The sequence below is a fragment of the Corynebacterium sp. HMSC069E04 genome (assembly GCF_001813175.1).
In the GTDB taxonomy this organism is placed as follows: domain Bacteria; phylum Actinomycetota; class Actinomycetes; order Mycobacteriales; family Mycobacteriaceae; genus Corynebacterium; species Corynebacterium aurimucosum.
In genome coordinates this window covers 72,395-99,083 of sequence record NZ_KV811666.1, presented here as the reverse complement: position 1 = coordinate 99,083, position 26,689 = coordinate 72,395, and the positions used below count along the sequence as shown (strand labels likewise).

The 26,689-nt window shown below is 60.4% G+C and carries 27 protein-coding genes; 10 read left to right on the top strand and 17 right to left on the bottom strand.

Translation table 11 applies throughout. From position 1 onward, the window contains the following. Nucleotides 1–122: 122 nt before the first annotated feature. Nucleotides 123–623: a MarR family winged helix-turn-helix transcriptional regulator gene (locus tag HMPREF2896_RS05685; protein WP_070646202.1), complete on the top strand. Its 501-nt coding sequence runs from the start codon at nt 123–125 to the stop codon at nt 621–623. 11 nt (nt 624–634) lie between these two features. On the opposite strand, the gene HMPREF2896_RS05680 is transcribed toward HMPREF2896_RS05685, so the two are convergent. The 5 genes from HMPREF2896_RS05680 to HMPREF2896_RS05660 all read right to left on the bottom strand — a co-directional run bounded on the left by HMPREF2896_RS05680 (nt 635) and on the right by HMPREF2896_RS05660 (nt 6,505). Continuing rightward, nucleotides 635–1,399, bottom strand: coding sequence for an enoyl-CoA hydratase (locus HMPREF2896_RS05680; protein WP_070646198.1), 765 nt, complete (start codon nt 1,397–1,399; stop codon nt 635–637). Between the two features lie 66 nt (nt 1,400–1,465). After that, complete coding sequence (locus tag HMPREF2896_RS05675) at nt 1,466–2,527, bottom strand: enoyl-CoA hydratase/isomerase family protein (RefSeq protein WP_070718370.1); 1,062 nt, start codon at nt 2,525–2,527, stop codon at nt 1,466–1,468. 40 nt (nt 2,528–2,567) lie between these two features. After that, nucleotides 2,568–3,746, bottom strand: coding sequence for an acetyl-CoA C-acyltransferase (locus tag HMPREF2896_RS05670; protein WP_070646192.1), 1,179 nt, complete (start codon nt 3,744–3,746; stop codon nt 2,568–2,570). A gap of 198 nt (nt 3,747–3,944) precedes the next feature. Next, on the bottom strand, nt 3,945–5,510 hold the full coding sequence (locus tag HMPREF2896_RS05665) for an aspartate-alanine antiporter-like transporter (RefSeq protein ID WP_070646189.1): 1,566 nt from the start codon (nt 5,508–5,510) through the stop codon (nt 3,945–3,947). Between the two features lie 125 nt (nt 5,511–5,635). Then, nucleotides 5,636–6,505 (bottom strand): patatin-like phospholipase family protein, encoded by an 870-nt coding sequence (locus tag HMPREF2896_RS05660; RefSeq protein WP_070710693.1) that lies wholly within the window; start codon nt 6,503–6,505, stop codon nt 5,636–5,638. A 35-nt stretch (nt 6,506–6,540) separates the two neighbouring features. Between HMPREF2896_RS05660 and HMPREF2896_RS05655 the strand changes: the two genes are divergently transcribed. Next, complete coding sequence (locus tag HMPREF2896_RS05655; protein WP_070646181.1) at nt 6,541–6,948, top strand: hypothetical protein; 408 nt, start codon at nt 6,541–6,543, stop codon at nt 6,946–6,948. A gap of 6 nt (nt 6,949–6,954) precedes the next feature. Beyond that, nucleotides 6,955–7,500 (top strand): gamma carbonic anhydrase family protein, encoded by a 546-nt coding sequence (locus HMPREF2896_RS05650; protein ID WP_070718367.1) that lies wholly within the window; start codon nt 6,955–6,957, stop codon nt 7,498–7,500. Between the two features lie 148 nt (nt 7,501–7,648). On the opposite strand, the gene HMPREF2896_RS05645 is transcribed toward HMPREF2896_RS05650, so the two are convergent. Next, the gene (locus tag HMPREF2896_RS05645) at nt 7,649–8,305 is read right to left on the bottom strand and encodes a sulfite exporter TauE/SafE family protein (protein ID WP_070646174.1); all 657 of its coding nucleotides are present in this window, start codon (nt 8,303–8,305) and stop codon (nt 7,649–7,651) included. Nucleotides 8,306–8,551: 246 nt separating this feature from the next. On the opposite strand from HMPREF2896_RS05645, the gene HMPREF2896_RS05640 reads away from it, so the two are divergent. From HMPREF2896_RS05640 to HMPREF2896_RS05630, 3 genes are read left to right on the top strand one after another with little or no spacing between them, the layout of a single operon-like run. After that, a complete protein-coding gene (locus HMPREF2896_RS05640; RefSeq protein ID WP_070646172.1) occupies nt 8,552–9,748 on the top strand; it encodes an NAD-dependent epimerase/dehydratase family protein in 1,197 nt (398 codons plus the stop codon). A gap of 6 nt (nt 9,749–9,754) precedes the next feature. Then, nucleotides 9,755–10,918, top strand: a complete 1,164-nt coding sequence (locus HMPREF2896_RS05635; protein ID WP_070718365.1) for a glycosyltransferase family 4 protein — start codon at nt 9,755–9,757, stop codon at nt 10,916–10,918. Beyond that, nucleotides 10,918–12,078: a DUF6882 domain-containing protein gene (locus HMPREF2896_RS05630; protein ID WP_070718362.1), complete on the top strand. Its 1,161-nt coding sequence runs from the start codon at nt 10,918–10,920 to the stop codon at nt 12,076–12,078. The genes HMPREF2896_RS05635 and HMPREF2896_RS05630 overlap by 1 nt, the downstream gene beginning before the upstream one ends. 7 nt (nt 12,079–12,085) lie before the next feature. Here HMPREF2896_RS05630 and HMPREF2896_RS05625 read toward each other — a convergent pair whose 3' ends face one another. Continuing rightward, nucleotides 12,086–13,120, bottom strand: coding sequence for an enoyl-CoA hydratase/isomerase family protein (locus HMPREF2896_RS05625; RefSeq protein ID WP_070718360.1), 1,035 nt, complete (start codon nt 13,118–13,120; stop codon nt 12,086–12,088). 97 nt (nt 13,121–13,217) lie between these two features. On the opposite strand from HMPREF2896_RS05625, the gene HMPREF2896_RS05620 reads away from it, so the two are divergent. Continuing rightward, entirely contained in the window at nt 13,218–14,015 is a 798-nt protein-coding gene (locus HMPREF2896_RS05620; RefSeq protein WP_256375584.1) for an HAD family hydrolase, read from the top strand. A gap of 60 nt (nt 14,016–14,075) precedes the next feature. On the opposite strand, the gene HMPREF2896_RS12965 is transcribed toward HMPREF2896_RS05620, so the two are convergent. Then, a complete protein-coding gene (locus HMPREF2896_RS12965) occupies nt 14,076–14,357 on the bottom strand; it encodes a hypothetical protein (protein WP_210386037.1) in 282 nt (93 codons plus the stop codon). 148 nt (nt 14,358–14,505) lie between these two features. Between HMPREF2896_RS12965 and HMPREF2896_RS12960 the strand changes: the two genes are divergently transcribed. Beyond that, nucleotides 14,506–17,088 carry an acyltransferase family protein gene (locus HMPREF2896_RS12960; protein ID WP_246823999.1) on the top strand — a complete coding sequence of 861 codons (2,583 nt, stop codon included), beginning with the start codon at nt 14,506–14,508 and terminating at the stop codon, nt 17,086–17,088. A 72-nt stretch (nt 17,089–17,160) separates the two neighbouring features. Here the strand turns inward: HMPREF2896_RS12960 and HMPREF2896_RS05610 are convergent, their stop codons facing one another. Further along, nucleotides 17,161–17,481, bottom strand: a complete 321-nt coding sequence (locus HMPREF2896_RS05610) for a putative quinol monooxygenase (RefSeq protein WP_070447180.1) — start codon at nt 17,479–17,481, stop codon at nt 17,161–17,163. Between the two features lie 98 nt (nt 17,482–17,579). After that, nucleotides 17,580–18,167: a hypothetical protein gene (locus tag HMPREF2896_RS05605; protein WP_246823998.1), complete on the bottom strand. Its 588-nt coding sequence runs from the start codon at nt 18,165–18,167 to the stop codon at nt 17,580–17,582. Between the two features lie 158 nt (nt 18,168–18,325). Between HMPREF2896_RS05605 and HMPREF2896_RS05600 the strand changes: the two genes are divergently transcribed. Further along, nucleotides 18,326–19,240: an AEC family transporter gene (locus tag HMPREF2896_RS05600; RefSeq protein ID WP_070447185.1), complete on the top strand. Its 915-nt coding sequence runs from the start codon at nt 18,326–18,328 to the stop codon at nt 19,238–19,240. 22 nt (nt 19,241–19,262) lie between these two features. Here HMPREF2896_RS05600 and HMPREF2896_RS05595 read toward each other — a convergent pair whose 3' ends face one another. The 5 genes from HMPREF2896_RS05595 to HMPREF2896_RS05575 form a co-directional block, all read right to left on the bottom strand. Next, entirely contained in the window at nt 19,263–21,098 is a 1,836-nt protein-coding gene (locus HMPREF2896_RS05595; protein ID WP_070447187.1) for an ABC-F family ATP-binding cassette domain-containing protein, read from the bottom strand. Nucleotides 21,099–21,155: 57 nt separating this feature from the next. Next, nucleotides 21,156–22,094: a 4-(cytidine 5'-diphospho)-2-C-methyl-D-erythritol kinase gene (locus HMPREF2896_RS05590; protein WP_070718354.1), complete on the bottom strand. Its 939-nt coding sequence runs from the start codon at nt 22,092–22,094 to the stop codon at nt 21,156–21,158. Continuing rightward, nucleotides 22,091–22,933, bottom strand: a complete 843-nt coding sequence (gene rsmA, locus HMPREF2896_RS05585; RefSeq protein WP_070718352.1) for a 16S rRNA (adenine(1518)-N(6)/adenine(1519)-N(6))-dimethyltransferase RsmA — start codon at nt 22,931–22,933, stop codon at nt 22,091–22,093. Before rsmA ends, HMPREF2896_RS05590 begins: the two co-directional genes overlap by 4 nt. Before the next feature lie 33 nt (nt 22,934–22,966). After that, entirely contained in the window at nt 22,967–24,115 is a 1,149-nt protein-coding gene (locus HMPREF2896_RS05580; RefSeq protein ID WP_070718349.1) for a resuscitation-promoting factor, read from the bottom strand. A 244-nt stretch (nt 24,116–24,359) separates the two neighbouring features. After that, a complete protein-coding gene (locus HMPREF2896_RS05575; RefSeq protein WP_070718345.1) occupies nt 24,360–25,184 on the bottom strand; it encodes a TatD family hydrolase in 825 nt (274 codons plus the stop codon). A 163-nt stretch (nt 25,185–25,347) separates the two neighbouring features. Here HMPREF2896_RS05575 and HMPREF2896_RS05570 point away from each other — a divergent pair, with 163 nt between their 5' ends. Next, entirely contained in the window at nt 25,348–25,851 is a 504-nt protein-coding gene (locus HMPREF2896_RS05570; protein WP_070718343.1) for a GNAT family N-acetyltransferase, read from the top strand. Between the two features lie 177 nt (nt 25,852–26,028). Here the strand turns inward: HMPREF2896_RS05570 and HMPREF2896_RS05565 are convergent, their stop codons facing one another. Next, complete coding sequence (locus HMPREF2896_RS05565) at nt 26,029–26,289, bottom strand: HigA family addiction module antitoxin (protein ID WP_070447199.1); 261 nt, start codon at nt 26,287–26,289, stop codon at nt 26,029–26,031. 34 nt (nt 26,290–26,323) lie between these two features. After that, the gene (locus tag HMPREF2896_RS05560) at nt 26,324–26,605 is read right to left on the bottom strand and encodes a type II toxin-antitoxin system RelE/ParE family toxin (protein WP_070565735.1); all 282 of its coding nucleotides are present in this window, start codon (nt 26,603–26,605) and stop codon (nt 26,324–26,326) included. Nucleotides 26,606–26,689 lie beyond the last annotated feature (84 nt).

The window sequence follows — 26,689 nt, the reverse complement described above, 5'->3', positions numbered from 1 at the left end:
TACGCACCCCGAAACCGGAAGAGCCCCTTTGCTTCTCCTATCCCGGTTCTCAGAACAATGAGGCGGTCATTTATAGTTGTCTCGCGCTCTGAGCGCGCTACAAGGAGGTCTCTTTCCCGCTCATGGACATCATTGCCGAAGCACGCCGCCAGTGGGCCAAGCGCTATTCCACACACTCCGCGCGTGGCCTGGCCACGGTCTCCTCCTTCGAGCGCGCCGCCCACATTTTAAGAAACGGTGCCGAAGAGGTTCTCACTCCCTTCGGGGTGAGCTATAGCCAGTTTGAAGTCCTCGCTGTGCTTATGTGGTCGCGCGCGGGAAGCATGCCCATGTCGAAGATCAGTTCCCGCCTTCAAGTCCCGCCGGCATCTCTTACCCACACGGTACGCAAACTGGAGAAGGACGGGCTCATCACGCGGGTGAGCGACCCTAAAGATAAGCGCTCGACCTTGGTGATGGTTACCGACCAAGGAATCGTGTTGGCCTCTGCGGCGGGGCCTGCCCTCGACCGCTATTTCGAGTCCATTGCGCTACCCGCCCGCGAACAGGATCGCGTCATCGCTGCTGCGAACCGCGTTCGCCGCGCCGCCGGTGAGGACGTCGAGGGGCCCGAAGCCCAGTAGAGCGGCGAAGCTTAAGCATGCTTGAAGTCTGGATCACGCTTCTCCACGAAGGCCGTCATTCCTTCCTTCTGGTCGTGAGATGAGAAGAGTGCGTGAAAGGTACGGCGCTCAAACTGGATGCCCTGGGACAGGGAGAGCTCGTCCACGGCATTGACCTGTTCCTTGATCTGGGACGTTGCTACGAAGGACTTCGAGGCAATGAGCTCTGCGGTTTCCAGTGCAGAATCGAGGAGCTCATCGGCGGGGACCACACGGGCCACGAGGCCGGAGCGCTCCGCTTCTTCTGCTGCCATCATGCGGCCGGTCAGGCACATCTCCATGGCCTTTGCCTTCCCAATAGCGCGGGTCAGGCGTTGGGAGCCTCCCATACCCGGGGTAACGCCGAGGTTGACCTCCGGCTGACCGAACTTGGCCTTGTCGCCGGCGATAATGAAGTCACACATCATAGCTAGCTCACAGCCGCCACCTAAGGCATATCCGTTGACCGCGGCGATGATCGGCGTGCGGGCGCGGGTAAGTACGTCCCAGCCCGCAAACCAATCCGCGTTGTACATTTCTGTCGCGGTCTTCGACGACATCTCCTTAATATCCGCGCCCGCAGCAAAGGCTTTATCGGAGCCAGTGATAACGATTGCTCCTACCTCGGCATCGGCATCGAATTTCTGCACCGCTTGGGTGACTTCCAGCATGGTGTCGTTGTTCAGCGCGTTGAGCGCCTCTGGGCGGTTGAGGGTAATGAGGGCGACGCGGCCGCGCTTTTCAGTAAGAATTGCCATGGATCTAGTGTCCTTTCTGTGCTTTCGGATAGTGCTGTAATAACTCGTGATGAGTGGTGAGCGTGTTTAATCTTCGGAGGCATCAAATGCGGGGGCTTCCACGCTGCCTTCGCCGGGTTCGAGGATAGACGCCACCACGTCTGCTGGGACGGCACCGATGGACTCGTACTCCCAGGAAGGGTTGCGGTCCTTATCGATGATCTGCGCGCGTATTCCTTCCACGAATTCCTTGTGCTTTTGCATGTTCACGGACATCCAGAATTCTTGTGTCAAGGTTTCTGCGAAGCTCATCGACGCAGTGCGGTTAAGGGATTCCTCGGTAACGCGGATTCCCAGTGGGGAGTTGAGACTCATCCGCTTGGCGGCCTTCGCGGCCCAGTGCCCGTCACCGCGCGTGGCGGTGAGTTCCTGCAGCCGGGCCAAGGTTTCCTCAGCAGTCTCTGCAGCGTAGACCTCTACCATTTCGGCGCGCTCCTCCCCGAAGCCGCGCCCCACCTCCTCGGTGAATTTCTCGATGTCTGCGGGGTCACCCGACTCCACCAGCCGTTCAACCAACGCGTCGAGCTTGTCCTTGGGCACAAAATAGTCCGCAAAACCGGTGTCGATCGCTTCGGCAGCGCCCACGTGGATCGCGGTATATGCCAAGTGGCGGCCAAGACGATCTGCGGCCCGGGAAAGCAGGTAGGAGCCGCCGGCATCGGGCGAATACCCAATTCCTACTTCCGGCATTCCGATGCGGGAATCTTCGCTCACAATACGGTGCGAGGCGTGCGCTGAAACGCCGATTCCGCCGCCCAGCACGATGCCTTCCATGAGGGCCACATAAGGCTTGGAATAGGTGGAAATCAGATAGTTCAGCTCGTACTCCGTCTTCCAGAAATGGGCACCGGCGGTTCCGCCTTCCAGGGCATCGTGATACAAAGCCGCGACGTCACCGCCCGCGCACAGTCCTCGATCCCCAGCACCGCGGAGGATGACGAGCTTGACGCGGTCATCATCCTGCCACTGCCTGAGCACCGCCGTCATCTCGTCGATCATCGTCTGGTTGAGCGCATTAATGGCCTTGGGGCGGTTGAGTGTAAGCACGCCGGCATGTCCACGAATTTCGCTAAGTATTTCGTTCGTCATGGTCTTCTCCTTATCTCTCCTACTAGCTACTGAGCTGGAGTTAGTTCACAGCCTCAAGCAACAGGGCTTCGCCTTGACCGCCGCCCCCGCACAAAGTGACCCCGGCGCGGCGAGCATGGGATTGCGCCAATTGGTGCGCCGCATGCACCACGAGCCGTGCGCCGGAAGCCCCGATGGGGTGGCCTAGGGCGATGGCTCCGCCTTGCGGATTAACATCATCGGGGTTGATCCCTAGGATCTTCGCGGAGTGCACCACCACCGCGGCGAAAGCCTCGTTGATCTCGATGTGGTCGAGGTCGTCCACGCCCCAACCTTCGCGTTCTAAGGCTTTAAGAAGAGCACGGGCAGGCTGTTCCTGCAGCGAAGAATCCGGACCGGCTACTTGTCCGGGCGCCCGAAGGACTGCCATGACGGGCAGTCCTTCCCTCTCCGCATGCTCGCGGGTGGTGAGGACGACGGAGGCTGCTCCATCCGTGATAGGTGAGGAATTTCCGGCCGTAATGCTGCCCGTGCTCTCGAAGGCCGGACGCAGTGCAGTCAAAGTTTCTTCCGTGACTCCTTCCCGGATGCCTTCATCGTGCGAGACGGTGACCTCATCGCGCCGGCGATTCACCGTGATGGGAGCGATTTCCTTGTCGAAGGTTCCCTCCTCGCTCGCCTGAAGCGCGCGCTGGTGGGACAGTGCCGCACAGCGATCTTGTTCCTGACGGGTGGCCGGATAGCGTTCGGCATATTTCTCCGACAGCGAGCCCATGGAAATTCCGAGGTCAGCTGCGCGCAGGCCATCGTGCTCCATGTGATCGAGAAGTTCAACAGGACCAAATTTCTTCCCCCTGCGTGATTGCGGAAGCAGGTGGGGAGCCTGTGACATCGACTCCATTCCCCCAGCCACCACGACAGTAGCCTCACCGGAGCGCAGGAGCCGAGAGGCGTCGATAATCGCGGTCAGACCTGACAGACAAACCTTGTTGACCGTAGCGGTATGTGCCCTCGCAGATATCCCTGCCCCCAGCGCCGCCTGTTTTGTAGGATTCTGCCCCACACCCGCCTGCAAGACCTGTCCACAGATGACGGCATCAACATCATCCGGCTTAATCCGTGCTTGTGTGAGTGCGGCGGCGATGGCGTGAGAACCGAGCTCCGTCGCTGTCACGGTGGAAAGGGAACCAAGTAATTTGCCGAAGGGCGTTCGGGCGGCACCCACAATGACGATGTCCATATATCACTCTCCAAACTGTACGACGTTAACTCAAATCGTACCGCTGGATTGTGTGCTGCGCCACCCTTTTGAGGCAATCTATGCTCGCATGATTCTGGAGCAGCGCCATACGAAACAGTTTGAAGAGCAATTAAGGCTCACTAGAACCAGCCACATGAGAGAGCCGTCGAGGCTCTACCCAGCTGCATTCCTGAAAGATTAGAACGTGAGCATCAACGGAATGACCACGATCTTGACTATCTGCGCCACCACAATGGTGGCCGCGTAGCCGGTCATGATGCGGGAATCCGTGCTCATACCCGTGGCGTAGTTGACCACGGCAGGCTGACCGAAGATGCCGGAGATACCGCCGGCGGTGCGGGTCTCCGACTGGCCGAGGAACCTATTGACAACAGCGAAGATGGCGACGGCAACCACGGTAATGATGGCGGCCAGAACCATGGACTTCAACCCCATCCAGGAGAAGGCCGTGGACTGGAAAGCCTCACTCGAAGCGAGGCCCACCGACGCCAAGAAGATGACTAGACCCCACTGTTGAAGAGCCATATTGATAGAGGCCGGGACCTTCCACGGCACACGACGCGTGCGGTGGAGAGCGCCAAGAACAAGGCCGGTAATCAGCGGCCCCAGCGCGAAGCCCAGCTCAAAGGACGTGCCACCCGGCAATGGCACCACGATGAGCGCAATGAGGTAGCCCAAGAACAGGCCACCTCCCACGGCGATCCAGTTCAGCTGCGAGTAGCCCTGAACCGAGTCACCGAAGTAATCGCGAATATCGCCCATACGGTCCTGATCCACGATCACCGTCACGCGGTCACCGGCATCAAGGTGCGTATCGAAGCTGGCGAGGAACTCCTCATCGCCGCGCTCCACGTGGACGATGCGGCCACCATAGCGCCGGAAAAGATTGAGCTCCTCCACGGTTCGTCCCGCAATATCGGTGTTCGAGACCACCACGTTTTCAATGACCAAGCGCTTGTCCACGAAGGGTACTTGGGGCTGACGTTTACCCAAGGCGGCGGTAAGCTCGCGCCTCTTCGCCTTCGTCACGAGCACGCGCAGGATATCGCCTTTGCGAATCTCTGGATGGTCCCCCGCCACAGTGCGGGTATTGCCGCGGCGAATCGTGGCGATGACAAATTGATCCTCGAAGCGGTCCACGAGCTCCTCATAGGTGATGTCCTTGGTCACCCGAATGGTGCGGGAGCGGAAAACCTCCTCCGCAGAATTGTCTTTGTCTTTAGAACCCGGCCAGGACTGCTTGAGCAGGAATGCCACGAGCAGAATGGCAACGGCTACGCCCACCGGGTAGCCCAAGGAATAACCCACGGCGGGCAGCTCCTCGCCGGTCTGTTGTTGGGCAACAGCAAGCGACGCCGTCGAGGTCGTCGCACCGGAGAATACGCCCACGGAGAGCAGGGGTGACAGGCCCAACCATCCGCCCGCGAGAAGCGCTACGGCAGCAGCACCCACCACCGCGATGGCAGCAGTGATCATGTGTTTCAGCTGCTCAGAGAACCCCTTGAAGAAGCGTTCACCGGCAGACAAGCCCTGCATATAGATAAAGAGGCCAAGCCCCATCTCTTGCAGGCTGCTTAAAATCGTTCCGTCGAGTTCGATAAAGGCGCCGATGGCCAGTCCCACAAACAAGGTGCCGGCTGCGCCGAAGCGCAGCGGGCCGAAGGGGATCATGCCGAACAACGTGCCGAGCAAGGCAACAAAGAATATGCTCAGCCAAATATTTCCATCAAATAGAGCCAACACGAAAGGCCATTGTAGGAAAGCGAGAGCAAAAGACCACGTTCAAAGACGCTTTTCTGCGCTAAGGGTGCTCCGTCTCACGTCTGAAGCAGAAAGGAGATTTAAAAATGGCGCCTCAGCTTGGCCAGTTAGCTGCCGAGGAATTCCTTCCACGCCGGCCACTCCGCATAGGTCTGAGCGCGCCCGGCTTCATAGTTCGCACGCAGCTTAGTCACCGAGCGCTCGGTCGAAGCCACCTGCATATCCTCCGGAAAGAAAAGCTGAGCGCGCCCCTTTTTCTCCAGTTCCAGGAGTAGCTCCTTGGAGGCGTTATAGCGTGGTGGGCGCGCAATCATCGCCTCCGCCACAGCCGGGTACTTCCGGAAGACCCGCCGCAGCGCCGCCGGCCGCCCCACTTCCGGGCGCACGTACCCACGCGGTTTCGAACCGAGGAAAAGAAACTTCTCGAACCCGGCCTTCTCCGCTTGCTCGATGAGGATGCCACCGGACTCGCCCATCGCACCGTCGACATAAGGCACGCCATCGATGACGCGCATCGGCATGATCAGCGGCAACGTTGAAGAGGCGCGAACACGCACCATCAGGTCGTCTTGGGTCTTTATGTCTTCGCGCCCCCAGTACACGCTCTCCCCGGTATCGGCACGGGCGGCGGAAATGCACATTTGTGCCGGGTTGGCCTCGAAGGCTTCCCAGTCAAAAGGCATGTCCTGGTCCGCGGCTTTCTCGTAGATGAACTCCGCGTTGAAGTAGCCGCTACCGCGCAGCAGCGAACCTAGGCCACCGAAGCTGGGGTTCTTGGCAAAGTCTACGAAGGATTCCTCCGAGCGACTCACATCGCGGGAGAGGAAGTTCACGGTGTGCGAGGAGCCCGCGGAAACGCCTCCAACCCAGCCGAATTCCACCTCCTCCTGCAGAAGCTTGACGATGCACGCGGCGGTATAGGAATTGCGCATGCCGCCGCCTTCAATGACGAGTGCTGTATCTTTCGCGTCAATCACAGTGCTCGATGGTACCCCCGCGCTAGGATCGCGCCATGGGTTTGTTTTCTGCGGTTAAGGATGTCATCGACAAACTCGGCGGCTCCAGCACTGTCCGTTTGGCTTCCCCGGATCCCCACGCTGTCGAGGTCTCTTTAGATCACCTGTCCGTGCACACGGCGAGCGGTCTCATCATCCTGGCTACCTCCCCCGCCGGTGCGCAGGTGCTCAGTGAGGTGGCCCATTCCGGCGAGCCCGCACAGTTGCGCGGACCGCAATCCACAGTGCACCTCTCCCCCACTGCGAAGACACAGCGCCCTGTCCACGATCCCAAGCGGGGCTGGGCCATCCCGTTGTCGTCTGCGGAAAGAGAGACGCTGTCCCGGATCAGCGCCGAGCCCGGCGATTATGAAATTTCCGAGTCCCTCGCCGTATCGATCGAAACCACCCCTGAAGAAAGCTAGTCCACCATGCTCATCCTCCCCTTCCAAGGCCGCACTCCCCGCATCCACCGGAGCGCCTGGATTGCCCCGAATGCCACCATCATCGGTGACGTCACCATCAGGCCAGATTCTTCTGTGTTCTATGGAAGCGTGCTGCGCGGGGACGTCGGTTCCATCCACCTTGGGGCGCGCGTCAATATCCAGGACAACTGCGTCATCCACGTTGAAGCAGCTAAACCTTGTGTGCTGGAGGATGACGTCACCGTGGGACACATGGCCATGCTCCATGGCACGCACGTGGGCGCAGGCACGCTGATTGGGATGAAGTCTTCTTTACTCTCCGGCTCCACCGTGGGCCCAGGTTCTCTCATCGCCGCCGGCGCGGTGGTGCTCGAAAACCAGGACATTCCTGCCGGCGCCTTGGCCGCAGGGGTGCCCGCCAAGGTGCGCCGCGAGTTGAGCCCTGAGGAATCCGCCGCCTTCATCCCGCACGCCGCGCGCTACGTCGAGATTGCTCAGAAGCAGGCGCTGCTTGGCGAAGCCCTCCCTCTCGACGAAGTCCTCTACGACTAGCGCCACGACTCTTTCACACTGCCGTTGTTGCCAAAACTCTTGAACTCGCCGCGGGATCTGACCTGAACTTTGGCAACTAGGGCAGTTCTGCTCCGCAAGCTAAGGCCACGAGCTAAGCCACCCATCGATTGCTCTCAGTGCTGAAGCCCTAGAGCAGGGAAACAAGCCCCATGATCACTAGGAAGGCAGCCACGCCATAGCCACTCCACAGCGCAACGGTTGCGGAGTTCTCCCGCGCCCACGCGAAGGCGCGACCGGCCCAGGAGTGCGGTTTCGCCCGGACCACAGCGATGAAAAGCCCGCACACCGTAGGCAGTGAGAGCGCGAAAGTGGCATAGAAGAAAAGGCCGCCGTATTTAACGGTGTTGCTAAAGTCCCCTGCCGCAAGGTGCATCAGGCCATAGAAGAAGGGCACGGAGGTCAAGGACTGGATAACCCCCATGGCATAACCCACCGCGACAGTCTTGGCTGAAGGCGTGCGCAGCGGGCCGAGGAGTTTCTGCACCATGTCATTAGGTTCGCCCTTGGAGCGCCAGGCCAGAAGGCCCAGTCCCAGGCCGATGACCACCAGTCCCCAGCCAAGCAGTGGTGATTCGAGTGCGGCAGCCACCTTGTCCTGGATACCGACGAACACAAACATCACCACGGCGGCTGCGGTGAGCACACCGAACCAATCACCGACGATGACTAGGGCCGCGATCTTGCGGTAGCTGCCCCGCGGAAGCATGATGCCGATAGCTACCAGGATTCCGATCAGTAGAGCATTGACGGAATCGGCAAAGGCATTGAGCACGGCTTCGAGCATGCGGGCCAGTGTACAGGGCGTCGTGTCGGAGCTAATACGGACTCCGAGCCTTCAGCTCCTGCACCGAGCCTCACCCTAGCGGTACAGCCTGAGGAAACATTCACTCACTGTTTACCGTTAAGGGCCCTCATGTGAGGGCTGTCAACGGTAAGGTATTGAAAAGTGCTTGCCGCCGCGACGGGTTTCTCCCCCATCGTCGGCGGCGCCCTAACTCATGCCCCCGACAGTGATGTGGAGAGATAACAAATGAAGGTAGCGATTCTCGGCGGAGACGGCTTCTGCGGTTGGCCCGCTTCCCTCTATCTCTCCGACCAAGGCCACGATGTCATCATCGTGGATAACCTCTCCCGGCGCGCCATCGATGAGGAGTTGGGCGCGGAATCCTTAACACCCATCGCCTCCATTGAGGAGCGCCTGGCTGCGTGGACCGAGGTCTCCGGCAAGACCATCGGCTTCCGCAACCTCGACGTGGCCCAGGACTACGACGGCTTGTTGGATTTCCTGAATACCGAGCGCCCAGATGCTGTGGTGCACTTTGCTGAGCAACGTGCCGCCCCCTATTCCATGAAGAACTCGCGCACCAAGCGCTACACGGTGGATAACAACATCAACGCCACCCACAACTTGCTCGCCGCCATTGTCGAGTCTGAGCAGGATATCCACGTCGCCCACTTGGGCACCATGGGTGTCTACGGTTACGGCACCGCCGGCATGAAGATCCCGGAGGGCTACCTGGATGTACAGGTGGATGCGGGGGAGAATGGCGTCGTCAAGCAGCAAATCCTCTACCCCTCCAATCCGGGCTCGGTCTACCACATGACGAAGGTGCTGGACCAGCACCTGTTTGCCTACTACGCCAAAAATGATGAGCTGCGCATCACCGACCTACACCAGGGCATCATCTGGGGCACGCACACTGAGCAGACCCAGAAGGATGAGCGCCTGATCAACCGCTTTGATTATGACGGTGACTACGGAACGGTGCTCAACCGCTTCCTCATTCAGGCCGGTATTGGTTATCCGCTGACCGTGCACGGCACCGGCGGACAAACCCGCGCTTTTATCCACATCCGTGACATGGTGCGCTGCATCGAGCTAGCGCTGCAGAACCCGCCGGCACGCGGTGAGCGCGTGAAGATCATCAACCAGATGACCGAAACCCACCGCGTGCGTGACCTGGCAGAGTTGCTGGCGAAGATTTCTGGTGCGGAAGTGGCTTATGTGCCGAACCCGCGCAAGGAATCCGCGGAGAATGAACTCCACGTCACCAACGACACTTTCCTCGAACTAGGGCTGAAGCCGACCACCTTGTCGGAGGGGTTGCTCCATGAGGTCGAGGAGGTTGCGCGTAAGTACGCCGACCGCGCGGACCGCTCCAAGATTCCGGCGCAGTCGCTGTGGACGCGCCAGCAGCACGCCGGCGTTCCTTCCACGGAGGCTTAAACCTTCGTGCGCATCGCTATCGTTACTGAGGTCTTCCTGCCCAAGATCGACGGCGTGGTCACGCGCCTGACGCGCACGCTGGACCAGTTGGCCGCGATAGGCCACGAGGTCCGGATTTTTGCCACGGGCAAGGCTCCTGACTCCTATGCCGGCTTCGAGGTCACCCGCATCCCCAGTCTGTCGCTGTGGGTCTACCCGGAGATCAAGTTTGGCCTGCCTTCGTGGAAATTCTTCAAGGAGATCCGAGATTTCGATCCCGATGTCATCCACGCGGTCAACCCCATTTGGACTGCAGCCCTCGGCGTCTTCGCCGCGCAGCGCGATGCCGTGCCGCTGGTGGCCAGCTTCCATACCAATGTCCCTGAGTATGTCGATGCGCTGGGGATTGGGTGGACCAGGCCGCTGACCGAAGCCGCTCTGAAGTACCTGCACAACCAGGCGGCGGTGAACCTGTGCACCTCTGGCCCCATGGTGGATAAGGCTCGGACGATGGGGATCCGCAACGTGCAGTTGTGGCCCAAGGCGGTGGATACGCAGACCTATCACCCTGACCGCGCCACAGCACAGATGCGCGAGCGCCTCACCGGTGGTAACCCGGATGCCCCACTGGTGACCTATATCGGGCGGGTCTCCAAAGAGAAGGACTTGGAGCGCCTCGATAACGTGATGCAGCTAGTGCGGGCACAGCTTAGCGACGCCCGTCTAGCCATCGTTGGCGATGGTCCCGCTTTGGAGGAGCTCAAGGCTAGCTTCGATCCTGTGCACACAGTGTTCACCGGCTACCTGTCTGGCGAGGAGCTCGCCGCTGCATTCGCCGTGGGGGATGTCTTCCTCTTCCCCTCCGCCACGGAGACTTTGGGGCTGGTAGCACTCGAGTCCTTCGCCTCGGGCGTGCCGGTCGTCGGCACGAATGCTGGTGGTATCCCCTTCGTCATTGAAGAAGGCGTGACCGGGCACCTCATCGCTCCCGACGCCAATGATGAGGCCTGGGCCCGCGCCACGGTCGGACTCCTCGAAGACCCTGCCCGCCGGGAGACGATGGGCGCTGCCGCCCGCCGCGAGGCTGAAAAGTATTCCTGGGTAGAATCCACCCAAGCCCTCCTCCACGCCTACGAGGAGGCTATCGAACACCCCTTCCGCAGGGAAGAAAACGAAGTCAAGGAGCACTAATGGATTCCGCCCAGAACCTGTACTCCGCAGGCGCTTTTATCCAAGCCGGCATCGACGCCACGTTTGCGTCCCGATTGGGCGACGTGCGCGACGTCGAAGTGAACTTCACGCCCGCTGCCCCCGCCCCCGAAGCCCGACAAGCAGCGCAGCCAGACCAAGACCAGCGCGCGGTGGTGCGCTTTAGTACTGATTCAGGGAGCTATGACTTCGATGGGCTGCGTCTAGCCACCATCCAGGATGGACAACTGCACTGGGCCACGGGTTTGACGGAACAAGCGCCCCAACCTCAGTTCCACGGACCACAGCCCGATTCCGCCCTGCTTCGCGGCTTAGCACGGCGGTTGGTGGGTGACCGGCCCGTTCTCCGCGTCCCACAGGGTGAGGGCGAAGCACTCGTCGCCGTCGATTTCACGGAGCTCCCCCCGGATCCCCGTGTTAGCATCCTGGCCGGGCTCGAACGCTCGGGGGATGTCGAAGGGGGCGTCGACGAGCGCCTTGCTACCTCTGAGCTCGCCTCCTATCTAGGCGTGGCACCGGTGGCAGCAGAAGGCCTCGCGCGCTTCCACGGCACTCGGATCGCGGCCCTTCCCCACCCCTCAGGCCAGGCCGGGCTTAGCGCACGCGATGTATTGGCTGACGCCCACTTTCTTGCCACCGAGCATAATTTCTTCTTGGAGGCCCGCTTCCCCAACCTGTCTGCGGACCTCGACCCTGGCACGTCTCGCACCGTGGTCAACTCTGATTATGGTTCGCTCACGGTTCCCGCCCACCTCATTGCTACTCTCGACGCATCCACGGACACGTTCACCTGGGCATGGGCGGACGAGCTATCTAGTTCCATGTCCGCCCAAGCAGCGGCGAACCTGCGCCGCTTCGGCTATGACAATGCTCTCCCCGAGCTGATTCGCGCCCGTGTGTCGATCCCCGAAGCGCGCTCGGTGCGCCTGCCGCAGTTAGCCATGCCGGTCTTGGGACTGTGGACCCTATTGCCTGTGCAGCTGCCCGATGGTCGCCAGGGGCTGGCGCTGACCGATGCCCCTGCCTTCCATCTGCCCGCACCGACCCCGGCCGCCACGCAGGCCACCCTTAACGTTGCCGTGCCTGAAGGAGTGGATGAACACCGGGCGCGCGCCGCCTATCAGCAGGCACGTGGCCTATAAGTCCTAACTAGGAGTTCAACACTGCGCGGAATTCTTCGGCGTCAACCTCCTCGGTGGTCGCTGGGTTAAACGCAGCATCCTGGGTCTTGTCCACCAGCACCGCGCGCACGCCTTCGGAAAAATCGGGGCGGCGGTACATGTGCATGCCCAGCTTGAGCTCCAGTAGGAGGGCCTCGCGGATATCGTCGACAGCAGCCTCCGCCTCATAAAGCTCATTGGCCGCAACGATGGCGGCTGGACAGGCGGCGGCCATGAGGCGGCGTACTTCGCCGGCAATGGTTGGGCGCTTGTCGAGCTCTGCAGAAATCTCCTCCCACGTCGGCAGCGCGAAGGTCTCCTCCAAGTCTTTGGCTACCTGCTCCAACGGCGCCGGCTGTTGTGGTGCCGGCAAAGCTAGATCCTCCAGTGCGGCGTCGATGCCCCGCTCGATAGCTGCCTCAATCAACTCAGCGGCATCCTTAACCACGTGGGTTGCGACACCCGTCCACAGCATGTCCGCGGCATACATGCGGTAGCCGCTGAGCCCCCAGAATTTTGCCAAGCCCGGCGAAGCTACTCCGCGTGTGCCCACCATGCGCTGCGCTGCATAGGCCACTCCCACGTCCGTGACGTAGCCGATATTCATCTCGGGCATCGACGCGAAGGCCTTCTCAGTTACCACGCGGTGCGAACCATGCATGGAGATACCCAATCCACCACCCATCACAACCCCGTCGATGACGGCAATATAGGGCTTCGGGAACTCGGCTATATCACCGTTGGTGAGGTACTCGCTGGCGAAGAAGGCATCGACCTTCTCCAACTTTCCTTCCGCGATTCCCTCCCGTGCGTGGCGCACATCGCCACCGGCGCAAAAGGCTTTGGGGCTGTTGGAATGAATCAGGACTTGCTCAATCTCGTCATCCTGCGCCCACGCTTCGAGGGAGCGGCGGATGATGTCAATCATCTCCGGGTTCAAAGAATTCAGAGCCTTCGGGCGATTGAGTTCAAGGACTCCGGTACGGTTGCGGACAGAAACGAGTACTGGATCAGTCATAGTCATGCGCACCAGTGTTCCATATCACAAATGTTTCAGCCACCTATTTTTGGCGCTACCTTGGACATGGTTTCTGCTTTTAGCCCAACCCGTTTAGATTGGTGTGACTTTTTTGCTCCCACAACTTGTTGCTCTTGACATGGACGGCACGCTCCTCGATGCCCACGGCCAACTACCAGCGGACTTCGCGGAGCTGCAGGAGCTTGCCGCGCACCATGGATGCGAGCTAGTTCCGGCCTCAGGGCGCCAACTGGCAACACTCAAGCAGATGTTCCCGCAAGGTGAAACCTTCATCGCTGAAAATGGCTCGGTGGTCATGCGTGGTGGTGAGATCATTGCGACCTTCCCGCTCTCGGAAGCGACCGTACACTCAGCACGCGAGGCCTCAGCGGCCATGGATGTGGAGCACACCGTGGTGCTGTGCTCACCTGAAACCGCCTATGTCGCGCGGGATGCTTCCGATGCAGCCCGCGCAGAGATCTCCAAGTACTACAAGGCGGTCACGTGGGTCGAAGACCTAGACGCCGTCCCCGATAGCAACATCATCAAGATCGCCATCTTCTGCGAATCCGGTTCAGAGGCACACATCTACGCCCCCATCGTCGATGCTGTCCCGGAGGACAACGTGGCGGTATCGGGCAAAGTCTGGCTCGATGTCATGGCTCGCGGCGTGGATAAAGGTGCAGCCTTAGTCAAGCTCGCTGAACTCGCCAACGTACCCATCACCGCCACCGTGGCCTTCGGTGACTACCTCAATGATCTCGAAATGCTGCGCGCTGCCGGGACAGCCGTCGCGATGGAGAACGCACATCCGCAGCTGAAAGACCTAGCGGACATCATTGCCCCTCCCAATACTGACAACGGCGTCAGCACCGTGCTTCGCCAGCTTTTGCGCACCTAACACGCTCCCCTGACTCCTTGACCGACTAGCCACGCGCACAGAGTAGGATTACTCGGGTTACTAAGCCTCAGTATCCGAACCACGGTGTCTACCTGCGGAGTGTGAAGTGAAGAAGTTTTTGCGGTCGATGGTGTCACGCTTGGCAAAAGGCGAATCATCCACATCGAGTTCCACTCCGGACTCCCCTTCCGCTTCACAGAAGCCTTCTTCAACGTCGACTACTGCATCTAAAGTCTCAGCCGCGTCTACTAAGTCCACTACGGCTGTCAAGCCCTCATCGGCTTCTCCATCCACCGCACCTACTGACACCACGAAGCCTGGAAAGTCGACCTCACCCGCCAAGCCCACCACCTCGGATAAAAGCGCTACGCCCAGAGCTCAGCGGCCCAGCACTCAGCGCCCAGCCGCGCGGCCTGGCCGCGTGCGCCCACGGCCAGCGGAAGACTTCACCCTGGACTTGTCGCCGAGCGCCCTTCCCAAAGCTGCGGCGGTGAAGAAGGCCAAACTCGTCAAAGCCCGCGAGGAGGCTGACGTAGTCTCGACTGGCCGCCGCGGCCCACGACGCACCGTCCCTCGCCGCCCGATCACGCAGAGCCCTGCCCCGCAGAAAACAGGTTCTGAGCAGCAGAACAAGACTTCTGTTCCGGGAAACAAGGTCTCGGAGACCAGCCGTGCCAGCAAGACTCCGGCCGCCACACCAGGTTCCCAGCCCGCTGCGGCAAAGTCCCCTACAGCTGCCACAACACAGAAGCCTGCCTCGACTCCGGCACCGGCTGCACACAAAGAAAAGACTCCCAAGCCTACTAAGAATCCTGCACAGGGCGAAGAGCGCCAAAAAGCCCAGCGCACTGAGGCCATCAAGGCCGAGGCACCTGAACAGACCAAAGAACCGGGAAAGGGAAAGGGAAAAAAGAAAAAAGAAACCGCCGGGCCCGAGAATGAGATTTCGCGGGCTCTGGCTCGTCGCTCACAGTCCGTCGGGGTACTGAGCACAAAACAAGAAAAGCGCCGTTCAGCAAAGCGGCCAGTAGCGAAAGAATCCACTGCTGCTGCGGCGGCTCCGGCAACTGCAACCGCGGCAGCGGTAGGCGCCGCAACGGCAAGCGCGACGTCCGCCACTGCGGCTACGGCCCCCGCCACGGCTCCTGCCGCTGCCAGTGCATCCGCCCGCAGCACAGCCGCCCCGTCTACAACTTCACCTGCAACCAAACCACGCCGTCGACGCGCCCGGCTGCGTCAAGTACCGGGCTTGGATGGTCTGCGTGGTCTCGCGGTGCTCGCCGTAGTGATCTATCACTTCTTCGGGGATATCCTCCCCGGCGGTTACCTCGGCGTGGACATGTTCTTTGTCCTTTCCGGCTTCCTCATTACCTCGCTGCTGGTCCGTGAATTCAACGCGACTGGGCGCATCAGCCTCAAGGATTTTTGGATCCGCCGTTTCCGGCGCATTCTCCCCGCCGCCCTCGTGGTCCTCTCGATATGTACTGCGATTGTGGCCCTCATCGGCGGCGACCTAGCAGTAGGCATCCGCCAGCAATTCTTGGGCACCTTTTTCTTTGTCAACAACTGGACCCAAATCGCCACCAGCCAAACCTACTTTGCGCCAAATGAAGTGCAGGTCTTCGCGCACTATTGGTCCTTGGCCGTCGAGGAACAGTTCTATCTGATTTGGCCCCTGCTGATGTTTGGCATCTTTGCCATTTCCCGCCGCAAGCCCAAGCGTCTGCCCATCGCGGTATCGCTGATCCTCACGATTGCTTCGGCCGTCGCGATGGCGCTCATCTTCACCCCGGGCGAGGATCCCACCCGTGTGTACTACGGAACCGATACCCATGCCTTCGGTCTCCTCATTGGCGCAATGTTGTCCCTGCTTTTGACCTCCACCGACAAGGACGTCGACGCCGACTCTTGGCCGGCAGCAAACAAGGGCACTCTTGCCGGTGCCGTTGGTGCTCTCGCACTAGTTGCTTACCTTGCCCAACTGGTATGGATGGGCGCGGACCGCGAATTCACCTACCGCGGTGGTTTGGTCCTCACCAGTGTGCTCGGCGCGGCGATGATTTGGGGAGTGGTGCGAGAAACCGGCCCCCTTACCTGGATCTTCCGCACCCGCGTGATGCGCTGGCTGGGACAGCGTTCCTTCTCTTTGTACCTCTGGCACTGGCCGATGGTCATGATTGTCCACGCGCTGTCCGATGCCCCTTCGTGGCTCCTGGGTCTCCTTTGCCTTCCGCTGAGCTGCTTGCTGGCAGAGGTGACCTACCAGTTTGTAGAAAACCCCTTCCGCCGCGCCGGATTCCGCCCCACGTGGCATGCCTATTGGTCGGCACGCCCCAGCATGGAGGAGATTAAGGATGGCTTTGGCAAGGCCCTGTGGCCTGCAGTCCCCGTCATCGTCGTGCTATCTCTGCTCGGTGTGGGCTATGCCCTGGTGACCTCGGAGGATAAGAGCGAACTAGAGCGCGAGCTCGAGCGCATGGCGCAGTCCAACGAGCAGGCTGCTAGCTCCGCTCCGGCACAGCCCTCGGAAACTGCAAAGCCGAAGGAGAAGCGCGCGATACCCACTGGCAACGAAATCAGTGCGATCGGTGATTCTGTCATGCTTGCTGCTTCCGAAGCACTTAGTGAGCGTTTCCCGGGTATCAGTATCGACGCTGCTATCTCCCGCCACTATTCGGCAGCCCTGCCCGTGGTTCAGGGGCTGAAGGATTCCGGGCAGTTGCGCTCCACCGTATTTATGGGCTTGGGCACCAACGGAGCTACGTTTGAGGGCCAAATGGACGAGCTCATCGACATCGTTGGCTCCGAGCGCACACTGGTCCTCGTGTTGCCTTACGGTGAGCGCGATTGGATGGGGCCGGCGCGCGCCGAAATCATCGAGGCCGCAACGACGCACGACAACGTCTATATCGCAGACTGGTGCGGAGTAGCGCAGGAGAATCCTGCCATGCTTTACGACGACGGTGTCCACCCGCTACCCGAAGGCGCGCACCTGTACGCGGATGCTCTGTACGCCGCCCTCGAACAGTACGCAGACGGGGAGAAGAACCTCACTACAGTGTGCTCCAGCTAAGCGACAAAGACCTAAGAATCACGAAAAGCCGCCCAGCTTCACAGCTGGGCGGCTTTTGTTTAAGCATGCGGTTTAGACCGAGAATTCAGCCATCTTATCCCACTCCGTCTTACCTGGAATGGAAGTATTGATGATGTCCGGGGTCTCCACCAGGTACTTCGGGAACTCCTCGCAGGAGCGCTTGAAGTGCTCGGTGTTGACGTGGTCGACGTCAGTGCCATCCTTGTAGGACTCAAGCAGCAGGAAGCGCTGCTTGTCTTCCGGATCGCGGAACCACTTGAAGTCGATGCAGCCGGGCTCTGCCTGGCATGCTTTGGTGTACCAGTCAATCTCGTCCAGGAAGGTATCCGCGTACTCGGGCTTAACGTGGAACTGTACGTTGATCAAAATCATGTGCCCCACTGTAACGCTCTCCACGAAAACGTGCAGAAGGCCCTGCCTGAGGCGGCAGGGCCTTCTGCTAGGGCGGCTTTCATAAACCGCGCGGCGGCTTAGTTGAAGAAGTACTCCGCTACGTAGACGTGGGTGCCATCAAAGGCCTGGGATACGCCGAAACCGGTGCCATCGGTCTTGGTCACGGGCACGTCGCGGTTGAGCCAGTTCACGCGGTCCTTCGCTTCCGACTCAGTGAGCTTGTAGATGTTGCCGCTGCCCTCTTCCAGGTGAGTCAGGCCATCGCCAACATTGTCTTGGAAGGTGACCTTGCCAGCCGCGGCCTGGTTTGCCCACTCCTGGGCAATGTTCTTGGCGTTGGCATCCTCGTGGTGGCCCTGCTTCAGCAGGTGGGCGTGGGTTGCACCGACAAGCTCATTTGCCACGGCCGGGGTCGGCTTCTTGATGAAGCCTGGCAGCTGGACGTTGTACTGCTTGGCCAGGTCATAAGCCTGCGCAGGCAGCTCGATCTCTAAAGAGTTGACCTGCTCAACGGCCTGGGAGGACAACTGGTTCAGTTCCTGCGGCTGTGCGGAGGAAAAGTTGGCCGGGGCGGCCTGGGCCGCGGAGACCGACAAAGCGGCGCTAAGGGATGCTGCCACGGCGGCAGTAGCGGACAGGCGGGAAACACGACGGAAGGAATTCATGCCTTCTACCGTGCCATACAACTGCGAGCGCAGTGAAGGTCTGCTCGGCTCTAGGGGATTTTCGATACCACTTTGTTATCCCCTGCCGGCGTCAGCGCCACGACGTGAAAGAATGACCGAAGGCTAGCTTTCACAATTATTCGAAAGGTTGATCACTGTTGCTGGACGTCTTAACCGGCTTCGCCATCATTTTTGTGGTTATCGGGGTGGGCTTCTTCTTGGCTCACCGAGGCGTTATTGGCGAGGGCGAGGCGCGCCTGCAGTTCAACCGCACAGCGTTCTGGGCAGCCACCCCGGCGCTGATATTTTCCAGCGTGGCCACCTCAGATACCTCTGCCTTCACCTCTCCCGTTGTCGCTGTCATTGCGATTGCTTCAGTCACCACGATGGCACTGTATGGGTTGCTCAGCGCACTGTTCTTCCGGCGAAGCGGAGCAGAAACGATGGCCGGTGCGGCAGCGGCAAGCTATTACAACTCCGTCAACATTGGACTGCCCATCGCGACCTATGTCATCGGTGATGCCACCTTTGTGGTGCCAGCACTCGTACTCCAGATGGCGGTACTCTCCCCCTTCATCATCGCCGGCCTCAACGCTCAGGGGACAAGCCTGCGTTCGATCGCCAGCTCCGTGGTTTCCGGACTTACGGCACCTGTCGTCATCGCGGCCATCGCTGGCTTCATCGTTTCTGCGGCTGGCTGGCAGGTCCCCGATGTCATCATGGCGCCCCTCGAGATCCTCGGTGGTGCTTCCATTCCGATGATCCTCATGAGTTTCGGAGCCTCCCTTACAGGTAAAGGGTTGCTGACCAACGACCGCCTGCCGACGATTACCGCCACGGTTCTTAAGCTCATTGCCATGCCAGCCATCGCCTTAGCGGCAGGCCTAGCCTTGGGGCTGAGCGGCAACGAGCTTTACGCAGCGCTCATCTTGGCCGCGCTTCCGACCGCGCAGAACGTCTACAACTATGCCGCGACCTACCAATCGGGAGAAACGGTGGCGCGCGATACGGTCTTCCTCACCACCTTCCTCTCCCTGCCGGCCATGCTGGCTATCGCCGGGTTCTTTGGGTAGGGCTAGGCCAAACCGTCAAGCACTAGCCTTCGAGCTTCTCCCCCAGCTCCAGCCACTCCATCTCGAGTTCTTCGCGCTCGGCGGCAACGGCTTTGAGCTCGGTGTCGAGCTTCGCTAGCTCACCACTGTCCCCCTCACCAGAGGACATCTTCTCCGCGGCTTGTGCCATCTTTTCATTCAGCTTCGCGGTCTTGTCGTCGAGCTTGCTCATCTTGCGTTCCAGCGCATTCATTTTCTTGGTCAGCTCGCGCTCTTCCTGAGAGCTCAAACGCTTGGTCGGGGCGGCTTCCGCGCTTTGTTCGTCGGTGTTCTTGGAGCTCTCCCCCAAGTCGAGAACGCCGCGGGCGGTGGCAGCTTCCATTTCTTGGCGGCGACGCAAGTATTCCTCAATGCCTCCCGGCAGGTTAGTGAGCTTGCCATCCCCAAACAGCGCATACGTGTTATCGGCGATGCGCTCGATGAGGTAACGATCGTGGGAAATCACCACCAGGGTGCCGGGCCACGAATCTAGAAGAGACTCCAGCTCCTGAAGAGTATCGATGTCGAGATCGTTCGTGGGCTCGTCGAGAAGCAGCACATTCGGCTCTGCCATGAGCACGCGGGTCAGCTGCAGGCGGCGGCGCTCACCACCGGAAAGATCGCCGACCGGCGTGCGCTGGCGCTTGGCGGAAAAGCCCAGACGCTCAGCCAGCTGAGAGGCGGAGAGCTCCTTCTTTCCCAGGTGGACGTAGGTGGCGACGTCCTCGACGGCGTCGAGAAGCCGGCGCTGCGGATCCAAGTCATCGAGTTCTTGGCGAAGCCAGCCCAGCCGCACGGTCTTGCCCTCGATGCGCTTGCCGGCGGCGAGCCCTACTTCACCCGCAAGGGCGCGCAGCAGCGTGGTCTTGCCCGAACCGTTAACACCGACGAGGCCGATGCGCTCGCCCGGCGCCAGCCGCCAGGTGAGGTGATCCACCAGCGTGCGGCCATCCGGGGTTGTGACCTTGGCATCCTCAAGCTCAATGACGACGCGCCCCTGGCGCTGCTTAGAGAAGGCCATGAGCTCAACCTTGTCACGCGGCGCAGGAACATCCGCGATGAGTGCCTCAGCCGCCTCAATGCGGTAGCGCGGCTTCGAGGTACGGGCCGGTGCCCCGCGGCGCAGCCACGCCAGCTCTTTGCGCGCCAAGTTCTGCCGGCGCTGCTCGATAGCATCAGCTTGGCGGGCACGCTCGGCGCGGGCAAAGGTCCAGTCGTTATAGCCACCCTCGTAAGCATCGACGACACCATCGTGCACCTCCCAGGTCGTGGTGGCGACGGTGTCGAGGAACCAGCGATCGTGCGTGACGACGACGACCGCCAGCTTGCGCGAAAGCAAGTGGCTGGCCAACCATTGCACGCCTTCGACGTCAAGGTGGTTGGTCGGCTCATCGAGCACCACAATATCGAGGTCTTGAACAAGTGCGGCGGCCAGGTTGACGCGGCGGCGCTCACCACCAGAGAGCGAGCCCACAGGGGTGTCTAGCCCTAGGTCGACGATGCCAAGGCCACCGAGGACATCACGCACCTTGGCATTAGACGCCCATTCGAATGTCTCCAACCCAAGCGGCTCGATGATGACCTGGGCGATGGTGAGCGACTCCTCCAGCTCAAAGCGCTGGGTTACCACCGCCATGCGCAAATCCGAATTGTGGGACACACGGCCCGAGTCCGGGGATTCGATGCCGGTGAGAACTTCCAGCAGCGTGGTTTTGCCGCCGCCGTTGACGCCGACGATGCCGATACGATCACCGGTTTGCACGCCGAGGGAGACCCCGTCCAGCAGGGTCTTGAGACCAAAGGACTTGGTTACATTTTCAAGGTTAATGAGGTTCGCCATATCGAGAGTTCATCTTAGTGTCTCAGCGTGGCTGAACGAAGAACGCAGCCGCTGCCCCTACAACAGGGTGGCGCCTGACGCCGGTCCCGTGGTTACTAGGCCATTGGTGCCGCGGTTATCGGCGCAGACCTGGGCCACTACTTCCTGCGCGGTCTCCTCATCTTCACAGAGGAAGGCACAGGTTGGCCCAGAGCCGGAGACAATCCCTTTGAGGGCGCCGGCGGCCTCACCAGTATCAAGAATCTTGCGCAGGTCTGGGCGTAGCGAAAGGGCTGCCGGTTGGAGGTCGTTGTGCATCACCGCGGCGAGCTCGCGAGGGTTGCCGCCCACGAGGGCTTGCCCCACGGCTTCAGTGTCGAGGTGCGGTGTGCTTCCCCGGCCGGCAGCGCGCAATTCGTCCAGCTTGCGGAAGACAGAGGGCGTTGACAAGCCCTCCACATTGGTGATGATTGCCCAGATATAACGCCCACGCGAGAGCATCGGCGTCAAGAGCTCGCCGCGCCCGCGCCCCAAGGCCGTGCCACCCATGAGGGTAAAAGGAACGTCGGAACCCAGATCCGCGGCAAGCTCGTAGAGCTTCTCCATACTGAGCGGCTCGCGGCCAAACTCGGTACCCAACGCCTGATTAGCCAGAAGCAGGGCTGCGGCGGCATCGGCAGAACCGCCAGCCATGCCGCCGGCGGCCGGGATACTCTTTTCCATCGTGAGCGTTCCAGCAGCCGGCAGCATGAGGTTCTGTGCCACCAATTCCACCGCGCGCCAAGCCAGATTCTCGGTCGTTGCCGGAACGCCCTTCGCATGGTTGCCGGTGACTTCCACGGTGCTTCCCTCGCTCCAGCGGTAGCTCACGCGATCGTGCACGTCGAGAGACTGGAAGACGGTAGCTAGCTCGTGGAAACCATCCGCGCGGGCCTCACCGACGCCCAAGTGTAGGTTGACCTTGGCGTGGGCGCGCGCCTGCCAAAGCTGCGGGGACTCGTTTACCGTCTTGCTCATGAGACTTCCGCCAATCGAACGAAGTCCTCCACGCCCAGCTTCTCACCGCGCAGGCGCGGATCGATTTCCGCCGCGCGTAACGCCTCCTCTGCTGCCGCGGCGGAACCATAAAAGCCCGCTAAGGCGGCGCGAAGCGTTTTGCGGCGTTGGGCAAAGGCGGCGTCGATGAGCGCAAAGAGCCGTGGTCGCAGCTCCTCGTCGAAAGGGCGGGTGCAGTCGATACGCACCAGTCCTGACTCGATCTTGGGTGCCGGCCAAAACACGTTCTTGCCAATCGTGCCGGCCTGGCGGACGGGGCCATAAAAAGATGCTTTCACACTAGGTATGCCATAGACCTTGCTGCCCGGCGCGGCGGCGAGGCGCTCAGCTACCTCCAGCTGCACCATGACCAGAACACGGCGAATCGATGGGTAGACCTCCAACAGGTGGAGCAGCACCGGCACGGCCACGTTATAGGGCAGGTTGGCCACCAAGGCGGTCGGCTCCCCCAGCTCCCCCGCCTCAACGGTGAGTGCATCCTTCTCCACCACGGTGAGGCGCTCCGCAAAGTCGACCGCCCGCGCGGCCACGGTGTCCGGAAGCTTGCCTGCCAGACGCGGGTCAATCTCGACTGCCGTGACGTGCTCCACCTCTCCCAACAGCCCCAAGGTCAGCGAACCCAGACCAGGGCCGACTTCCACCACGCGATCCTCCGAACTCAGGTCCGCAGCGGCAACAATGCGCCGGATGGTGTTGGGGTCATGGAGAAAGTTCTGGCCCAGCTTCTTCGTCGGCGTCACATCGAGCTCAGCGGCGAGCTCGCGGATTTCCACCGGGCCTAGCAGGTGGGGTTGTGTCATGTCATCCAGACTAATACGCGCGGCTCGGAAGCTTTAGCGCAGGCCAAGCTTCGAGGTGCAGGCGGGCCATGCACCCCAGCCCTGTGCGGCCTGAACCTTCTGGGCCACAGCAATCTGCTGCTCGCGGGAGGCCTGCCATGCCTGCGGGGCGTACTCGGTTCCGCCAAAAGCAGCCCAGGTCGACGGGGTGAACTGCAGGCCACCGGAGAAACCGTTGCCGGTGTTGATGGACCAGTTGCCGGTAGCCTCACACTGCGCCAGGGCATCCCACACGGAGCCCTCGGCAACGGCCGGGGCGGTGGACTTGGGCTTGGTGCCGCGCGCGATCACGGCGGCGACAGCCTCAGTGCGGACGTCTTCCTTGATGATCTCGTTGGACTCTTCCTTACCGTTGACCTTCACAATCTTGCGGGTCACGGTACGGGAACCAGGGGTGCCTTCCTCGCGGACTTCCTCGGTTCCCTCTTCCAACTCAGGATCGTCGACAAAGTCGGCGGGGGCATCGAAGTCTTCGGTCTTTTCTTCCTCGGAAATCTCGACGCGGTCCACAGTGATGGCCGTGCCGGCCTTAACCGGGGTATCCAACGCTGGGGATACTCGGTCGTCCTTGCCCACGGTGATACCACGGGCTTCCAGCACGTCTTCTACGGTTTTAGCGGCAACGCTGGCGTAGGAGACGGAACCGCCGTCAGAAATCTTGATGATCTTCGGGGACGTAACCTCAAGGTTCATGCCCTCAGTCACCGTTTCATCCTCCTTCACGGTCTTGGAGCCGGAAGTGATGGCAGCTCCCGGGGCGATACCATCGAGGCCGCCCAATAGGTCAGAGACCGTGAGTTCAGTGGAGGAAAGCTGCTTTTCAACACCATCGATGGTCACCGCAACCGGCTTAGCGGTACGAACGGTGATCGAATCACCGTCGGAAACCTGCTCTGACAGTGCGGGATAAACAACGTCTTCTCCCCCGACGTTGACGCCCGCAGCTTCGAGAGCGGCGTTGACATCGCCAGCGAAGGTAGCCAGCTCGGTGGTCTCACCATTGATGTCGAGCGTGATGTCCTTCTGGGCACCAACGGCAACAACACCGCCCACGGCGAGGGTGCCGAGCACACCGCCGGTGGCCATGCGCAGCGGCAAGGAGCGGGAGTTATTGATTCGCTTGATCTGCTTCTTCGGGGACATAAACCTTTACTCGTCTCTGCGATGCTGTGTGCACGAAAGGCAGCTTCCTACCTTTGGCACCTGTCATGGCGCACTCTGGGCGCGCCGGCCGGCAACATCAAGGCCGGACTAACTTTGAATAACGATACGGTAACAGAACTCAACGATCGAGACGTATGTACACGCCAGGACCACTAGCAACACACTTGCCACAACAAGCACGCGCGCCACCTATGAACAGCGCTTTTGCGTTGGGTGAGAATCGTCACACTCCGAAGACCTGCGCGAAGGTATCAGCCACCTCGGCAGCCAAATCCTCCACCTTTTGACCGCGCGCTTCGGCCACGCAGCGATAGGTGTGCCCGATCAAGGATGGTTCGTTGCGCGCACCGCGGAAAGGCTCCGGTGTCATATACGGCGCATCCGTCTCAATGAGCAGTTGGCCGGCTGGGGCAAGCGCTGCGGCCTGGCGCATTTCTTCGTTGCGCTTGAAAGTCACATTGCCAGCGAAGGAAAGAACATAACCGCGCTCAAGGGCTTCTTTGGCTACCTCCAACGGTGAAGAGAAACAGTGCAGCATCACCTTCGGCGCCTGGGCGCACTCCCCCAGTACGCGCATAAGATCTTCATCAGCCTCACGATTGTGGATCATCAGTGTCTTGCCCACCTTCGCCGCCAACTCGGCGTGCCAGCGCAGCGCTTCCTCTTGGGCCTCAAGGGGTGCGGTGCGCTCCGGCTCGTGGTGAATCCAGTAGGTATCCAACCCCGTTTCCCCAATGGCCACGCAGCGTGGGTCCGCTGCCATCTCGATCAGGCGCGCGCGGGCGGCCTCATCGAGTTCTTGAGCCTTTGTCGGGTGAATCGCGCAGGCCGCATACACGTTGTCGAACTCGTGTGCTGCGGCCAAAGCCTTCTCCGCCTCGGCCAAACCATCACCCACGGTGACGATGCGCTCAACTCCAGCAGCATGAGCGCGGGCAACAAGGTCAGCGTCGGCGTCGCGGCAGGAGGCGAGGTGCGTATGGGCGTCGATAAGCTGGCTCATACCTTCGGCGGGCACGGGCGTGGGGCGTGGCTTCTTCTTAGACATGGCTGCGAGTGTAGTCACCGACTTAGGCCAGCCCCTAACGCTGAGCTATCAAGTTGCATGAGAAGTTCGGCTTTGCCACTGTAGGAACGTTAAAAGAAGTCAGCCGCAAAGCTGGGCGCTGGATAGACCTCACCCACTTGCAACTCATGGTTTAAGGAACATCATGCACGTTCGTCCCGCAGAGCTTGCCGACGCCCCCGCAATCTCCGCCATCTACAACTCTGCCTCCGCCGCGAAACCAGCTACCAACCTGGTGACATGGCAAGAATCCGTAGAAGACCGCGAAAAGTGGCTGGCGCAGATGGACAAGGAAGGCTATCCGGTCTATGTCGCCGTCGATGACGATGAAATCGTTGGCTGGGCCGCCTACTTCCAGTTTGTCACCCCGGCTATCTACTACGGCACGGCGGAGGACTCTATCTATATTGCGGAGTCTGCGCGCGGCATGGGCGTGGGCAGCGAGCTCATGGACACGCTCATGGATCACGCGAAGGAAAATGACTACGTGGAGACGATGATTACCTACATCGTGGACACCAACGAGTCCTCCATTGCTCTGCATAAGAAGTTTGGCTTCGTGGAGACCGGCCGCATGCCCAATATCCACACCAAGGATGGTGTCCGCCTCGGTCTGGTGCACCTACAGCACGACTTCGACCGCCCCTAAAGGATTGACGCCCCACCCCAGCGACGGCACTGTCTTACGCCCCGCCTCAGTGACGGCACTGCCATTGTTGCCAAAGATCTGGCCAGATCTTGAGGCAAAGCGGGAAACTTTGGCAACAACGGCGACTTCGGCTTAAACAACTTATCCTGCGCTACGCGGTCACAGACGGCAAACGTGTTAAGCCGACGCTGCCTGAAGCGGCACAATATCGTCCAACTCAGCAAGAATTTTGTCTTCTGCGACATCCAAGTCGTAGTGAGTCTGCAGCCCGAGCCAAAATTGTGGGGACATTCCAAAGTACTTGGCAAGGCGAAGAGCCGTATCGGCGGTAATAGCCCGCTTTCCGTGGACGATTTCGTTAATACGTCGAGGCGGGACCCCTATCGAAACAGCGAGTTTGTGTTGGGTAATCCCCATGCCCTTGAGAAAGTCCTCCATAAGGATTTCACCTGGGTGCACCGGGGGGAGCTTGTTAGTGGTAGTCAACGATCTCAACCTCCTCTGGCCCTAAAGCGGTCCACCGGAAGCAGATCCGCCATTGGTCATTGATACGAATACTATATTGACCCCGCCGATCGCCCTTCAAAGCTTCGAGCCTATTTCCTGGAGGAATCCGAAGCTCATCGAGCCTCTGAACGTAGCCCAATTGCCTCAGCTTGCGAAGAGCTACCGAGTGAATACGTGAATCAATCGAGAGCACCCTCTCTCGATTCCATAGACGCTCAGTGGCCCTATCCGCGAACGACTGAATCATAAACGCACCATACCCCCTTATAACGCAACACGTCAATAACGCGAGACGTTAACTCTATCTAACGTTGTAACCCAAAAGCTACCC

What these genes read in the sequence shown, in the direction of transcription:
- HMPREF2896_RS05685 (WP_070646202.1), top strand. Translation starts at nt 123, where the DNA reads ATGGACATCATTGCCGAAGCACGCCGCCAGTGGGCCAAGCGCTATTCC.
- HMPREF2896_RS05680 (WP_070646198.1), bottom strand. Translation starts at nt 1,399, where the DNA reads ATGGCAATTCTTACTGAAAAGCGCGGCCGCGTCGCCCTCATTACCCTC.
- HMPREF2896_RS05675 (WP_070718370.1), bottom strand. Translation starts at nt 2,527, where the DNA reads ATGACGAACGAAATACTTAGCGAAATTCGTGGACATGCCGGCGTGCTT.
- HMPREF2896_RS05670 (WP_070646192.1), bottom strand. Translation starts at nt 3,746, where the DNA reads ATGGACATCGTCATTGTGGGTGCCGCCCGAACGCCCTTCGGCAAATTA.
- HMPREF2896_RS05655 (WP_070646181.1), top strand. Translation starts at nt 6,541, where the DNA reads ATGGGTTTGTTTTCTGCGGTTAAGGATGTCATCGACAAACTCGGCGGC.
- HMPREF2896_RS05650 (WP_070718367.1), top strand. Translation starts at nt 6,955, where the DNA reads ATGCTCATCCTCCCCTTCCAAGGCCGCACTCCCCGCATCCACCGGAGC.
- HMPREF2896_RS05645 (WP_070646174.1), bottom strand. Translation starts at nt 8,305, where the DNA reads ATGCTCGAAGCCGTGCTCAATGCCTTTGCCGATTCCGTCAATGCTCTA.
- HMPREF2896_RS05640 (WP_070646172.1), top strand. Translation starts at nt 8,552, where the DNA reads ATGAAGGTAGCGATTCTCGGCGGAGACGGCTTCTGCGGTTGGCCCGCT.
- HMPREF2896_RS05630 (WP_070718362.1), top strand. Translation starts at nt 10,918, where the DNA reads ATGGATTCCGCCCAGAACCTGTACTCCGCAGGCGCTTTTATCCAAGCC.
- HMPREF2896_RS05625 (WP_070718360.1), bottom strand. Translation starts at nt 13,120, where the DNA reads ATGACTATGACTGATCCAGTACTCGTTTCTGTCCGCAACCGTACCGGA.
- HMPREF2896_RS05610 (WP_070447180.1), bottom strand. Translation starts at nt 17,481, where the DNA reads ATGATTTTGATCAACGTACAGTTCCACGTTAAGCCCGAGTACGCGGAT.
- HMPREF2896_RS05605 (WP_246823998.1), bottom strand. Translation starts at nt 18,167, where the DNA reads ATGAATTCCTTCCGTCGTGTTTCCCGCCTGTCCGCTACTGCCGCCGTG.
- HMPREF2896_RS05595 (WP_070447187.1), bottom strand. Translation starts at nt 21,098, where the DNA reads ATGGCGAACCTCATTAACCTTGAAAATGTAACCAAGTCCTTTGGTCTC.
- HMPREF2896_RS05590 (WP_070718354.1), bottom strand. Translation starts at nt 22,094, where the DNA reads ATGAGCAAGACGGTAAACGAGTCCCCGCAGCTTTGGCAGGCGCGCGCC.
- rsmA (WP_070718352.1), bottom strand. Translation starts at nt 22,933, where the DNA reads ATGACACAACCCCACCTGCTAGGCCCGGTGGAAATCCGCGAGCTCGCC.
- HMPREF2896_RS05580 (WP_070718349.1), bottom strand. Translation starts at nt 24,115, where the DNA reads ATGTCCCCGAAGAAGCAGATCAAGCGAATCAATAACTCCCGCTCCTTG.
- HMPREF2896_RS05575 (WP_070718345.1), bottom strand. Translation starts at nt 25,184, where the DNA reads ATGTCTAAGAAGAAGCCACGCCCCACGCCCGTGCCCGCCGAAGGTATG.
- HMPREF2896_RS05570 (WP_070718343.1), top strand. Translation starts at nt 25,348, where the DNA reads ATGCACGTTCGTCCCGCAGAGCTTGCCGACGCCCCCGCAATCTCCGCC.
- HMPREF2896_RS05565 (WP_070447199.1), bottom strand. Translation starts at nt 26,289, where the DNA reads ATGGAGGACTTTCTCAAGGGCATGGGGATTACCCAACACAAACTCGCT.
- HMPREF2896_RS05560 (WP_070565735.1), bottom strand. Translation starts at nt 26,605, where the DNA reads ATGATTCAGTCGTTCGCGGATAGGGCCACTGAGCGTCTATGGAATCGA.